The organism is Leptospira sp. B5-022, from assembly GCF_000347035.1.
Lineage (GTDB): Bacteria > Spirochaetota > Leptospiria > Leptospirales > Leptospiraceae > Leptospira_B > Leptospira_B cinconiae.
Map to the genome: position 1 here is coordinate 82,721 of NZ_ANIJ01000032.1, position 12,700 is coordinate 95,420.

General features: G+C 42.2%; 12 protein-coding genes. 5 read left to right on the top strand and 7 right to left on the bottom strand.

Features of this window, described 5'->3' with window-relative positions; translation table 11 throughout:
* The first annotated feature begins 42 nt into the window (after positions 1-42).
* The 4 genes from LEP1GSC192_RS14180 (at position 43) to ilvA (ending at position 2,905) form a co-directional block, all read left to right on the top strand.
* Positions 43-513 carry an SRPBCC domain-containing protein gene (locus tag LEP1GSC192_RS14180; protein ID WP_020770870.1) on the top strand — a complete coding sequence of 157 codons (471 nt, stop codon included), beginning with the start codon at positions 43-45 and terminating at the stop codon, positions 511-513.
* A gap of 135 nt (positions 514-648) precedes the next feature.
* Entirely contained in the window at positions 649-867 is a 219-nt protein-coding gene (locus LEP1GSC192_RS14185) for a hypothetical protein (RefSeq protein WP_020770842.1), read from the top strand.
* A 38-nt stretch (positions 868-905) separates the two neighbouring features.
* Positions 906-1,340, top strand: coding sequence for a DoxX family protein (locus tag LEP1GSC192_RS14190; RefSeq protein ID WP_020770683.1), 435 nt, complete (start codon positions 906-908; stop codon positions 1,338-1,340).
* Positions 1,341-1,387: 47 nt separating this feature from the next.
* Positions 1,388-2,905 (top strand): threonine ammonia-lyase, biosynthetic, encoded by a 1,518-nt coding sequence (ilvA, locus tag LEP1GSC192_RS14195; protein WP_020770844.1) that lies wholly within the window; start codon positions 1,388-1,390, stop codon positions 2,903-2,905.
* Positions 2,906-2,933: 28 nt separating this feature from the next.
* Here the strand turns inward: ilvA and LEP1GSC192_RS14200 are convergent, their stop codons facing one another.
* From LEP1GSC192_RS14200 to asd, 3 genes are read right to left on the bottom strand one after another with little or no spacing between them, the layout of a single operon-like run.
* Entirely contained in the window at positions 2,934-3,431 is a 498-nt protein-coding gene (locus LEP1GSC192_RS14200) for a hypothetical protein (protein ID WP_020770745.1), read from the bottom strand.
* Positions 3,428-3,757 carry a DUF971 domain-containing protein gene (locus LEP1GSC192_RS14205; RefSeq protein WP_020770703.1) on the bottom strand — a complete coding sequence of 110 codons (330 nt, stop codon included), beginning with the start codon at positions 3,755-3,757 and terminating at the stop codon, positions 3,428-3,430. Before LEP1GSC192_RS14205 ends, LEP1GSC192_RS14200 begins: the two co-directional genes overlap by 4 nt.
* A gap of 1 nt (position 3,758) precedes the next feature.
* Positions 3,759-5,981, bottom strand: a complete 2,223-nt coding sequence (asd, locus tag LEP1GSC192_RS14210) for an archaetidylserine decarboxylase (RefSeq protein WP_020770661.1) — start codon at positions 5,979-5,981, stop codon at positions 3,759-3,761.
* A 138-nt stretch (positions 5,982-6,119) separates the two neighbouring features.
* Here asd and LEP1GSC192_RS14215 point away from each other — a divergent pair, with 138 nt between their 5' ends.
* Positions 6,120-6,980: a hypothetical protein gene (locus LEP1GSC192_RS14215; RefSeq protein WP_020770873.1), complete on the top strand. Its 861-nt coding sequence runs from the start codon at positions 6,120-6,122 to the stop codon at positions 6,978-6,980.
* Positions 6,981-6,993: 13 nt separating this feature from the next.
* Here the strand turns inward: LEP1GSC192_RS14215 and LEP1GSC192_RS14220 are convergent, their stop codons facing one another.
* From LEP1GSC192_RS14220 to LEP1GSC192_RS14235, 4 genes are all read right to left on the bottom strand, one after another.
* Positions 6,994-7,632: an START domain-containing protein gene (locus LEP1GSC192_RS14220; protein ID WP_036090397.1), complete on the bottom strand. Its 639-nt coding sequence runs from the start codon at positions 7,630-7,632 to the stop codon at positions 6,994-6,996.
* A 278-nt stretch (positions 7,633-7,910) separates the two neighbouring features.
* Positions 7,911-10,082: a 7TM diverse intracellular signaling domain-containing protein gene (locus LEP1GSC192_RS14225; protein ID WP_020770600.1), complete on the bottom strand. Its 2,172-nt coding sequence runs from the start codon at positions 10,080-10,082 to the stop codon at positions 7,911-7,913.
* 88 nt (positions 10,083-10,170) lie between these two features.
* A complete protein-coding gene (locus tag LEP1GSC192_RS14230) occupies positions 10,171-11,352 on the bottom strand; it encodes an acyl-CoA dehydrogenase family protein (RefSeq protein WP_020770652.1) in 1,182 nt (393 codons plus the stop codon).
* A gap of 156 nt (positions 11,353-11,508) precedes the next feature.
* Entirely contained in the window at positions 11,509-12,693 is a 1,185-nt protein-coding gene (locus tag LEP1GSC192_RS14235; protein ID WP_020770727.1) for a sterol desaturase family protein, read from the bottom strand.
* Positions 12,694-12,700 lie beyond the last annotated feature (7 nt).

A 12,700-nucleotide genomic window follows, 5' to 3' on the forward strand; every position in this document is an offset into this window, starting at 1 on the left:
TTTTCGAATATAATAATTTTTTAAAAAGCGGAGGAGAAGCCAATGAGCGAGACCAAAGGATCTGAATTTAAAGAAATGATACTCACTAGGACGATCAACGCTCCTAGAGACCTGGTCTGGAAGGCTTGGACGGATCCGAATATGGTATCACAATGGTGGGGCCCGCATGGATTTACCGCTCCCCTTTGCCAACTGGATCTTCGTCCAGGTGGAAAAATGCTGATCCACATGAAAGATCCTGAAGGTGGGATCAATCCGATGAACGGGACCTATAAAGAGATCGTTCCTTTGGAAAAGATCGTGTTCTCCTCTTATATCGCATTCGAAATGGACGGGAAAAAACCTGCCGCTGAGATTTTGATAACAATTCTTTTCGCAGACAAGGGTTCAAAAACCGAACTTCAAGTGCGAGCACTTCCGATCAAAGTGGATCCGGAACTGATCCCTGCAGTGGAAGGTATGGAAGAAGGTTGGACCCAAACTCTGGAAAAACTTACGGCAATTTTCGAGTAATCCATCCGGATCGGCCATTCGTTAAAACGAAAGAAATATTAAGGAAATAGAATATGAAAGCAGGTCTGTTGCAAATACTGAATTTTTGGATCATCATTTTTCCTTTTCAAAAGAGGAAAAAAAATAGGATTTAAGATGGACGAAAAAGTGGGAGGTTACTCCCGCTATTTTCATAAACCGCCGAATTCGGAAGATATCCGGACTAAAGAAACGAAGAATGATATTTTTCGTAAAAAAAAGATCTTCTTTACTAGTTTGTTTTCGGTTCCGGACGAAAAAAAGGAGATAAACCAATTTTGGCAGGAGGCCTTGGACAAATTAGCGGAACTTCTCCGCAGGATCCAAGAATCTTAATACTTCAGAATATTACTAAAATTTAAAGGACATATTGGATGAATTTCGACATTTTTAAGAATGAGACTTTGAATATTAAAGCGGATATAGCCATTTTAATAGCAAGGGTTATCTGCGGTTACGCGTTTATATTACACGGTTGGGGAAAGATACAAGATCCTCTGCATTGGATGGGACCCGATTCTTCAGTCCCCTCTTTTTTCCAATTTTTAGCCGCACTCTCCGAATTCGGCGGAGGGATAGCATGGGTGATAGGACTTCTGACGAGGCTTGCTTCTTTCGGGATCGTATGCACAATGATCGTAGCTGCATATTTCCATTCGGTGATCTTAGGGGATTCTTTTATAAACCTGACAGGCGGGAGATCCTACGAATTGGCAGGAGTTTTTTTTACGATTGCATTGGTATTTTTGACCGTAGGAGCTGGAAGATTCTCTTTGGATCAAAAAATCTTTGGAAGTAAATCCAAGTAGGTTAAATTCTATCCCTAAGAGCTGTTTTTGCTCTTGGGGATTTTTTAGTGATAGATTATATCCGCAAAATTTTAGACGCAAGAGTTTACGATATCGCGGTCCATACTCCCTTGGACCCGATGATACGAATGAGCAGAAGATTAAACTCTTCGGTTTTTTTAAAAAGAGAGGATCTCCAGCCGATATTCTCCTTTAAGATCAGAGGAGCATATAATCTAATTTCCAGACTTTCTCCCCAGGAAAAAAGATCAGGAGTGATCTGCGCATCCGCCGGTAATCATGCACAAGGCGTTGCACTTTCCGCTCAAAAATTAGGGATCAAGGCAATCATAGTCATGCCGATCACTACTCCATCCATCAAAATAGAAGCGGTACAATATTTCGGAGCAGAGATCATTTTACACGGGGATACTTTCGACGAGGCATATTCTCATGCTAGAAAATTAGAAAGTGAAAAGAGCCTAAAATTTATCCATCCTTACGACGATCCGGATGTAATCGCAGGACAAGGTACCGTGGGTTTGGAAATTTTACAACAGTATCCGGGTCCGATAGAAGCTGTCTTTATCCCAGTGGGTGGAGGAGGTTTAGCGGCCGGAGTTGCCTCTTATATTAAATTTTTAAGACCTGAAATCAAGGTTATCGGGGTGGAACCGGCAGACGCAGCTTCCATGAAAGAAGCGATCTCTGCCGGTAAACGGGTGATCTTAGATCGAGTCGGTTTGTTTGCCGATGGAGTTGCAGTCAGACAAGCAGGAGAAGAAACATTCAAAGTTTGTAAAGAACTCTTGGACGACGTACTAGTAGCGAACACGGACGAGATCTGTGCGGCAGTTAAAGATATATTCGAGGATATGAGAGTGATCGCGGAACCGGCAGGCGCATTATCTTTAGCGGGATTAAAATTTTATGCCAACCAAAACACAAATCGCACAGGGGCACTAATCGCGATCAATAGCGGTGCCAATATGAATTTTGATAGGCTCAGACATGTAGCGGAAAGAGCGGAGATCGGAGAAGCCAGAGAAATTTTACTAGGAGTTACAATACCGGAAAAACCCGGAAGTTATCTAAAATTCGTCCAAACCTTGGGAAACAAGATCATCACAGAGTTCAATTATAGATATGCCACCGAGAAACAGGCACACGTGTTCGTAGGTTTAAAATTAAAAGACTCCCATTCCGAAAAAGAAAAAGTAATCTCCGAATTGGAATCCTTAGGGTATGAGGTCTTGGACATCAGCGCGAACGAGACCGCAAAGATCCATATCCGTTATATGGTAGGCGGAAGAGTTTCCGAGCTCAAAGATGAAATTATTCTTAGATGCGAGTTTCCGGAACGCCCGGGAGCCTTGCTTAAATTTTTGGAATCGGTAGGAAGCAACTGGAATATTACATTATTCCACTACAGGAATCATGGAGCAGATTACGGAAGGGTTTTAGTCGGATTTCAAGTACCTTCTCCCGATCGGGAAGGTTTCAGGGAAAGATTAAAAAGTTTAGGGTATCCCTATGAGGAAGAAACGGACAATCCCGCATACAGAATGTTTCTACACAATGTTTGATCGGGAGCCGGAACGAAATATTTAGGAATTAGGCATCTACTCTAAAATAGGCCTTTTTGACCATTTTCTGAACATCGTATCTTTTGCCTGGATCCGTGCCCATACAAAAAAACATAATGCCATACATTACATTTTCCTTAAATAAGGTGATATGTAAAATATGCAAATTGCTACCTTTGTCTTTATAATGTACTCGGAACGCGGGACGACTCGCCACTTCCGATTCTCCGAATTCCAAGATCCTACCGTTACCTTTTTTGATGGAATCTATGATGCCCATCTGTAATTCCTTATTTAAGGCGCCTTGATCGACGGGCTCTATTAATTCCTTTCGAGTGATTAGAACACTTGCAGATTCGTTATAGTTTTTTGCAGCAAATATCCCTCCGGCAAACGGTTCCATTGGGAACCAATCGAAAGGAATGATCAGATTAAGGGGAGAATGTGGTTCTTTTTTGTTCTCAGGCGAAGTCGAAAGAGAAGTAAAGACGGAAAATATCAAAAGGATAAAAAGGACCCGATTCATGGAATTCCCAGGTCCCCAGGTTCTCCCTGCCAATATAGTCGAAGAGAATCGAAGCTATAAATCCCGGTATTATGATAATCTCCCCAGACCAAGTTGATAGCATATCTTCCCACTTTAGAAAAAGATAATAATTTGGCCTCTTTGATCCCGCCGGTAGTAGCTCCAATCTTCCCTCCGTGGCCGCCCTTACAAACCACGCATGGGCATCTTTTTCTAAGTTCCAATAGAGGGAATTCGGAGATAACTCCGTCCTTCCATTCTATTTTTAGAATATTCTCGTCGAATTCGATCGTTTCGGGTGTGGTTGCTTTTAGACTGAGGCTCATATTATCTAGGAAGTTTTAAGACCTGTTTTCTAAAAGTTCCGATCGTGGTTCCGTAAGTCACTTTTTCGTTCAGAGGAAGGTCCGCAAAATCGAAAGTATCCCTTTCGAGGATCAGGATCACGGTGGAACCCATTTCGAATCTTCCGAGTTCGGCACCTTTTTCAATCATGATGGAAACGTCTTTATAATCTTCTTCCTTTGTTGTTCGGATCAGGGTATTCGTGATGATCTTCTTATCGTAAGTCACACGGATACGACCCACATTGGAAGCTCCCACTTTGATCACTGCAACTAGTCCGAATTCGGTCTGTAAGAACGTGATCAATCTTTCGTTTTTAGGAAAAAGTCCTCTGATCCCGAAAACCGCCAATTCGTTCACAGGGAAAAGTTTTCCAGGTTCATAATAATATCCTAATATTCTTCCGTATGCGGGAGAATGGATCCTATGATAATCCTGAGGAGAAAGATAGAATGTGATATATTTTCCGTTTTGGAATTTGGAAAGATATTTTTCTCCTCCGATCAATTCCTTCAAGTTATAGTCCACTCCCTTTGCCTGTAAGATCACCTGGTCGTTGATATCGCCGAAACCGGTGATCCTTGCGTCCACAGGAGAGACAAGCGCATTCTCCGCAGAATCGATGATCCTTGCTCCCGCTTTTAACGCTCTGGTGAAAAACTGATTTAGAGAATTGTATTCTTGTATCTCTAATTCGGCTTCGTTCAAATTGATCTTATACGCTTTTGCGAATGCCTTTAAGATCGGGATCATAATAAACCTCGGCAATCGTAAAGAAGCCAAGATCCCGAAGAGTAATGAAACCAGGTTTTTCGGCAGAATAGATAGGAGAAGAAGATAAAAGTCCTTAAAGATCTCGTAATGCGCCCCGCCTTCCAGGAATTTTCTGAGTTCCGCTTGGGCCACCTTAGCTAACAGTACCAAACTAATGAGAACCGGAACCGCAGTAATCAGCGCCAGTCCATATCCTATTCCGAATACTTGTAATAGGAATTCTTCCCCATATTGAACATACGCGTATGCGGAACCGAGTAAAGACGCTATGAATAAGATCCTATATACGTTTGCGAATTTTTCTCCGAAGATATATCTAGCGTTTTGTTCTCCCGTATAAAACCAGCCGGAGATCGCGACTATGGAAAACAGTAAAAAAGACGCAAACAATGCCAATCTTGAGGGATCCGTAGGACCTTTTACCAATACGGTTAAGAAATTTTTTACCGACTCAAGATCTTTTACCCCGAAGGAGAATAACGCATAGATCACAAGGGTAGAGATCACAAAACCTTCGAAGAAGGTGGCAAGCATACTTACGATCCCCTGTTTTGCGGCGGAATCAGTACGAACCACTCCTGCCACTCCCGCACTTTTTCCGATCCCGGTTTCAGTCGATAAGAAGAACATTCCAGTCCCGGTGCTAAAAATCCTTGCGAGAGAAAATCCTCCGCCTAATAATAAAGAGAACGGTTGCATCGCTTCTTTAAATACGGATTCTAAGAAAAAGTAAAAATTTCCTAAATGATCCTTGAACAATAGGATATAACTTAAGAAAAATAGAATGAGTCCTATCGGAGCCAGGTAAGCGGAAACTCTTCCGATCCTTCTAATCCCACCTAACACGACGAATACGACCACGATGGAGATCAAAAACGGAACGGTCATCCCTTGTATATCCAGTCCATTCTGCGCTAAAAAAGAAGCCCCTAAAATCGGAATAGCACTTCCCATGGAAAGTACCGTTAACAAACAGGCTAAAGAAAAAGCGATCGCAAGCCATCTAGCTCTAAGCGCTTTTTCTATAAAATACATCGGCCCTGAAAGATATCTTCCGCTTTCTAACTTGATCCTGAATCGGATCGCCAATGTGGAAGAAACAAAACGTAGCGGCATGATCAGAAAACTGGAAAGCCAGATCCAAACGAGGACCCCTGGACCTGCCAAGACCAATGCCAAGGCGGACCCCAATATAGCCCCAGGAAGTAAGGATGAACCTGTTCCTGCATAGAATGCCTGAGAATGAACCAAACGTCCTCGTGAACCTTTGTAGTCCATATTGCCGGAAAAAATTTTGATCGCTAAAAATAGGAATCGGACCTGGGGGAATTTTAAGCGGAAGGTAAGATATAAACCGATAAAAACTAAAAAGTAAAAATACGGTTTTAGAAGATCCAAATCCAAGAACGGAAATAGTTTAGTAGTCAGCATTCCAATCAATCTTTCCTTAAAATAAAGGCTTTTACAATTCTAGGCCCGGAAAATTCTGCTAGCATGCCGGGTTCCTACACAGTTTTCACGCATCCAGTCCCAAAACCACTCCTTTTTGAAACGCAGTCCGGACCCAAAATGAGAAGAGTAAGTCTCTATTCAATCGTAATTACCGGAATTCTGTTCGGAATGATTACCTTAGGAGCGGAAGAAACCAGCACAAGCTCGCCGAAACTGAAGGAAATGCCGGAAAACAGGGTTTCCGATGTCTCCGATACCTGGGAATTCGGTGCCAGATTCGGTTTTGGGATGAGAGGACCGAACAGATTCGATCAGAATTTAAACGGTTTTAGTTCCAACCTAAATCCACTTGTGGCCAGCCAAACAAAACAGGAAAACACAAGAGGAAGTATCCAAGGAGAATTTTTAGCTAGGACCAGACTGAGCGAAAGTTTTAAGATCGGAATGATAGGAGGATACAGATACTTCGATCCATTTCATCTCACGAATTTAACTTCAGAACCTTTTTATACCCAATTGAATTTCCAAATGGAAAATTTTTATATTTTAGGAATGGTCTGGCAGGAAGGAAGACTGAATAGATATCTCCGTTGGGAAACAGGGCTTGGACTCGGAATCACAAGAGCATTGTGGATAACAAAAGGTTATGCCACGGACGGAAGTGAATATTACCAACAAGATGGAAATATGAGAGGTAGCGGGTTGGAATTTAGACTGGAAGGTTCTCTCCTCCATCCGATTAATGAAAGAGTGAGTTTAAGTTTCGGGACCTACTTGGCTTGGATCAATATTACTTCTTTTGACGGTTCCTTTAACGGAGATACGTCGTCCTTTTATATCAGACAGGACGGAAGGCTTTCTCCTCTCACGGAGTCGGCCAACCAAGACAATATCCTTCTCTCCAACCAATATTCCAGAAAATTGGATATGCAATCCGCCTATGGCGGCTTATTTTTCGGGGTGAATTATAAATTATAAAAACTTAATTCAATTACTTTGGATCAGGAAGGATTAAATCCGGATGTTTAGGGGAATTGATGTATTTTGACTCGGTTACCTTTTCTTTCATTTTCCTTAAAGTTTCGTAAGGAATATCCACTACTACAAAATTCGCAATAGACGTGGGTACACGACCACCAGGCTCGCTAAGCAATTGATAGGTAACTTCCACCTCGTCCCCTACAGGAACAAATTTCCAAAATCCTTTAAGAGTACCTCTTACTATGCCATCTTTCTCCGCTACTATATTTGCAATAGGGCGAATCGTATAAGTCACTGCTCCGGTATTTTTGTCCTGACTGAAAATCGTATGGATCACAAAATCCCGATCATTCACAGGCCAAGGAGCCCCGTTCTGGATATAAATATACTTTTCTTTTGTATTTAAAACTTTTACGGCTTCCGCTTGTTTACAATTTTTCAGCCAAGTCACGTAATTCGGGTTGTCTTCCATTAATGAGATCACCGTACTCAGAGCCGCTTTGAGTTTCGTTTTTCCGCGGAATTCTTTTAACTCGGAACCTTCGACGGCTCTAGTATGAACAGTGATCCCGTTTTTCTCCTTTTCCAGATCCCAAGAAAATATCCGCATTGGGATCAATAGAAAAACGATAAAATAGAAATGTTTCATTAAAATACAACCTCTCGCCGAATACTCCGGATCGAAACAATGATCTAAGCCGATTAGAGATCGGATCAACCGTAAAATCGGATCTTGTTTAACAGGTCCGGAAAATAGATTAGAAACTATCTCAAAAATACTCACGAAACAATTTTTTGGAATGATTTATTTGCCTGAGAGCGAAGCCACGATGGCGAAGCTCCCCGGAGATCTGCACAGGATGTGCAGGCGGAGGGGGAGGCAAAAAGTTCACTCCAATATATTTTATAGTATTTTCGAAATACACATTAATCGAAATCCAAGGAACTTGGCTCTCTTTTGTATTTAAGAGGTTTTTGTAGGTATTTGATGAGAAGCACCTTATTTCCTTTTTCATTAAATTTTACCACATCGAAAACTTTTCGAGTCATCATGATCCCGCGTCCATGGGTATAACTTTCCTCGTTCAGTTTTTCACCGTCCAAATTTAAGATCTTCTTAAAATCAAAACCGTCACCCTCGTCCTCTATCTCGAAACCGATCCGTTTAGAATTGAGAGAATATGCGACTTTTACGTTCCTTGCCCCATAAAAAGCCTCTCTTTGTCTTTTTTGGATGAACTCCATATAATTTCCGGATCTCATTGCCTCCGTTTTTTCATCAAAACTGATTCCCAGGTTCCCATGTTCGATCGCATTGATCAAAACTTCTCTGAGACAAGTACGGATCGCTGTGATCACTTCTGAGCCTGCAAACTGGCTGAGATTAGAAGTAAGCTGCCTACTTAATATATCCGCATTTCTGAGATAATTGTTCACTGTAAAATGCATACTTTCCGAGACCAAAAAACGAGAGAGAATATCTTCGGAAATCTCCGAGACTTTACCTAACACTTTTCTTCCGGCCTCACTCTCGAAGGATTGGAGACGGATCTTTACCGGTTTAGGCTCCATTACATATTTCTGTTTGAACTCCGAATGAAATTCGACCGTTTTTCTGGTTCGCAAATGTTCTTCCAATTTTTCTTTCGCGAGTAGAAATACGATAGAATCTTCCTGCGTATCCGGAGTATAGATCAGATCTAAGAAGTTTTTACCTTCTGCTTCCGCAGGTTTATAACCGGTAAGTCTGGAAAGAGTACGGTTTGCATCCTTGATATTCCCCTCTTGATCCAAAGTAAGAAGAAGTTCTTCCGCTCCCTCGAACAAATTCCTAAATCTGAGCTCGGATTGTTCTATCGCTTGTTTTGCCTCGTTCAGATCTTCCACCTTGGAGGAAAGGTCTTTGGATAGACCGTTCACTCGATCCGCCAAAGACAAAGCTAACAGAAGAATATGCATCGCAGTCCCGATCTCCACTCCCCAATACGCCAATGAGATCGTATGAGGAATAATCCCGGAAAATCTTAAGACGAATACGAATGCACCCGCGACAAGTGCAAGCCAAGCTCCTAAAAAGAAAAGTGCGGGCCTTAAATTCCTGGAGAACCCCTGGAAACCCAGATACAGGATCGCAGCCAGCAGGATAGTGGATAAAAACACGTAAAGTGCCAGTGCAAAACCGAATGGAAAAAAATATCCGACAATTACAAGTATATAAGATAAAATTGATATTCCTTTTAAAACTTTGTTCGAATTCGTATAGTTATTAGGAGCGTCAAAATAAAGTCGTATAAAATCCGACGTGGTAGCGGAAACTAGGAACGTAAAAGAAGTGATGATATGACTTGCCCAAACCACAGAGTTCGGCCAGAAAAATTGAAAGGAGTAACCATGAAGGGACCATTGGGCCAAAACTCCTGCGCCAACATACCCGAAAAATGCCAGGTAAGTCTTTTCCTTTGTGGATAGGAACAGAAATAGATTATATAATGCCATGACTAAAAGAGACCCGAAATAGATCCCGAGTAGTATCTGATCATCGCTAATGTTTGAGAAAAAATCCTCGGACTTATATGCAAAGGCCGCGAAGTTCACCGAACTTTTGGTTTGGATCTTAAGATAGACCGTGTCCTTCTCTCCTGCCTTTAACTCTAAAGGAAAACTCGGAAATCTATATTGAATCGGTCTTTCTTCGAAGGGAATTCTATCTCCCCCACGGAATAAAACTTTGTCCCCTTTTGAGGCCAGAAATAATTCCACCTTATCCAACTGGCTATAATGGATCTCTAAAATCCAAGAAACGGAATGAGAAGATCTATTTTCTAGAGGGATCTTGAACCAATGAGTCAGATCGGAATAGCCTAAACTCGCGGAAGAAAGAGGATAAAACTCCTTCTTCTGCATTTTTTCAAAGTTCGAGTCCCCTTCCTCGTCTGCCCAAACCTCCGCATGGGGAACCAAAGAGACCCCCTCATAAGGCAATGAAGAAGGATCGAATGCTAAAAGAGGACTAAAAACGGCAATGGTCAAAAAAGTGAACGAGAGTTTACAAAAAACTCTCCAGGGTAAAAATTTCTGGATGTCTAAACGCCCTTTCACTCTATCTAAAAAACCGGAGGGAAAAGTTTGACTTCTGCCGGATCGGCAAGCAAGTCAAAATTCTCCCTTGGGAGACTAAAAGAGGATTTTAGCCTTTTTTGGTTTTGGAAGCCGCATCTTTTATGAGTCCTGCGGCAATTTCGTTCCTTTGGATTTGGCTTGTGCCTTCGTAAATCTGTAGGATTTTAGCGTCCCTGTAAAATTTTTCCACAGGATACTCTTTGGTGTACCCGTACCCGCCGAAAATTTGTACCGCATCAGAAGCAACCTGGACGGAAGAATCGGATGCATAACATTTTGCCATCGCGGAAAATTTCGCAGCGTCTTTGTGGAAGGTTTCCGCATACACGCCAGCTTTGTAAGTGAGGAGTCTGGAACCTTCTATCTTGATCGCCATATCCGCAAGCATGTGCTGGATGGCTTGGAAAGAAGCGATCGTAGTCCCGAACTGCTCTCTTTCTCTAGCGTATTCGATCGCCGCATCGAAAGCACCTTGCATCAAACCGACCGCTCCTGCCGCGACTGCCGGCCGGGAGAGGATCAACGTTTTGAACGCATGTAAGAATCCCATATTCTCTTTTCCGCCCAAAAGATTTTCTTCCGGGATCTCACAGTCTTCCATGATGAGCTGTCTTGTTTCAGAACATCTAATCCCTAACTTGTCTTCCTTCTTTCCGAAGGAAAATCCTTTGGTGCCTTTTTCGATGATAAAACAAGAGATCCCTCTTGGCCCCCTGTCCTTATCGGTCATTGCGAAAACAGTATAGATATCAGCTTGGCCGGCACTACTGATCCACTGTTTGGTTCCGTTCAAAACATAACGGTCCCCTTTTTTCACTGCAGTAGTCGCCATCGCCGGAACATCCGAACCTGCTCCCGGTTCCGATAGACCGAATGCGGCCGTTTTTTCGCCCGAGGCGAGAAGAGGAAGCCATTTGTCTTTTTGAGCCTTGGTCCCTCCCACATCGATCGGTAGAGCACCTAATTTTGTGGAAGTAAATGCGGTATTTACTCCCAAACATCCCCAGGAAACTTCTTCTGCGAGGACAATACCCCCCATCATTCCGTAACCTAAACCGCCGTGTTCTTCGTCGAACAATGCCTGGTATAATCCGGCTTCTTTAAATTTTTGTAAAATAGCTTTCGGATATTCGTTGTTTTCGTCGTAGTGCATTCTATTCGGAACGACTTCCTTTCTGACCACGTCCCTGACCAGTTCTCTAAGTTGTTGTAATTCCTCTGGTAATTCGAATTGAAGCGGTGAATTCAAGCTTGCCTCCCAATGATATTCTTTTTCAAATTCGGTTTTTGATCCCTGGGCAATCTTTAGGAGCAGGTGTGGAATGATCAAGCGAAGCTTTTTACTTCGCTCGCAAGAATAGATGGATTGTTTGTTATACGAACTAAAAGGAGGCGTTCTAAATTTTTATTTCAAATTCCAAACTAGAACACCTAATAAAGCAAACTTTAACACTTCCCATTTTTCCATCTTAGGTCTTCCGTTCCATACAAGACCTAAACTTAAAAATGCAAAGAAGAACCAAACACCGAAGCCCGAATATAAGGCCAGAGATATCTTACCTAGTTTCAAAAGTTTTAATAAATAAACGGAAAGTCCCGCAAGCACAAGAAACTGCAAAACTCCGTAAACTTTTCTGGAATTAGAAATGATCGGATCGAATTTTTTATAGGTGGACCTGTTTATTTCAGGGATTTTTTTCTCTCCCCCAAGAGAATCCGGCCTCCAATCCGGTTTTTTGACGAGAAGAAGAAGTTTATCTTTCCAACTAGGTGTGGCCTTCACTAAATTCCAAAGAGAAACATACACATGTAAATTTGCCCAGATCGGATTGAATGTAGGAAGAGGTTCCGTGAGTCCGTAGATCGGCTCCTTCTTCTCTTCCGCATACGTTCCGAACCATTTATCCCAGAGGATCAATATTCCACCGTGGTTCTTATCCAAATATTCAGGATCTCTTCCATGATGGACTCGATGATGAGAAGGTGTTAAAAGTAAATGTTCCATCCAACCCAATTTTCCGATCAGCCTTGTGTGGACCCAGAATTGGTAGATCTTTAAGATCCCGTGACAAATAAAGAACATCCACCACGGAATTCCCAAAAGGGCCAAAGGTAAATTAAAAGTATATTCAAAAATCCTTTGGAACATGGATTGGCGAAGCGCTACGGTTAGATTAAATTCTTCGCTGGAATGATGAGTGACGTGACAGGCCCAAAGAAAATGGATCTCATGTGTGGCCCTATGGAACCAGTAGTAGATAAAATCCACAGCGATCAAAACGAATGTCCATGCAAAAAACGCCTCCAGGTTAAATTCCCAACCGTTAGAGGTCTTCACCAAAGGAGCAGAAGACGGAAATTCCCCCAGATTAAACAGAGTCTGGACGGAATAGTATATTCTAATTTTATCATATAGAATAATGGCGCCTAAAGTGATCACTACCCCCGTAAAAGAGTATAAGATCCCTGTCGCCAGATCGGAAATTGAATCATTCCATCTGTAAACCGACTTCCTTCTTCCCCAAATAAATTCCACCAAAGCTAGTCCTAAAAAAAAAGGAACCGCCTTGTCCAAAATCGTTTCTTGCATATCCCAC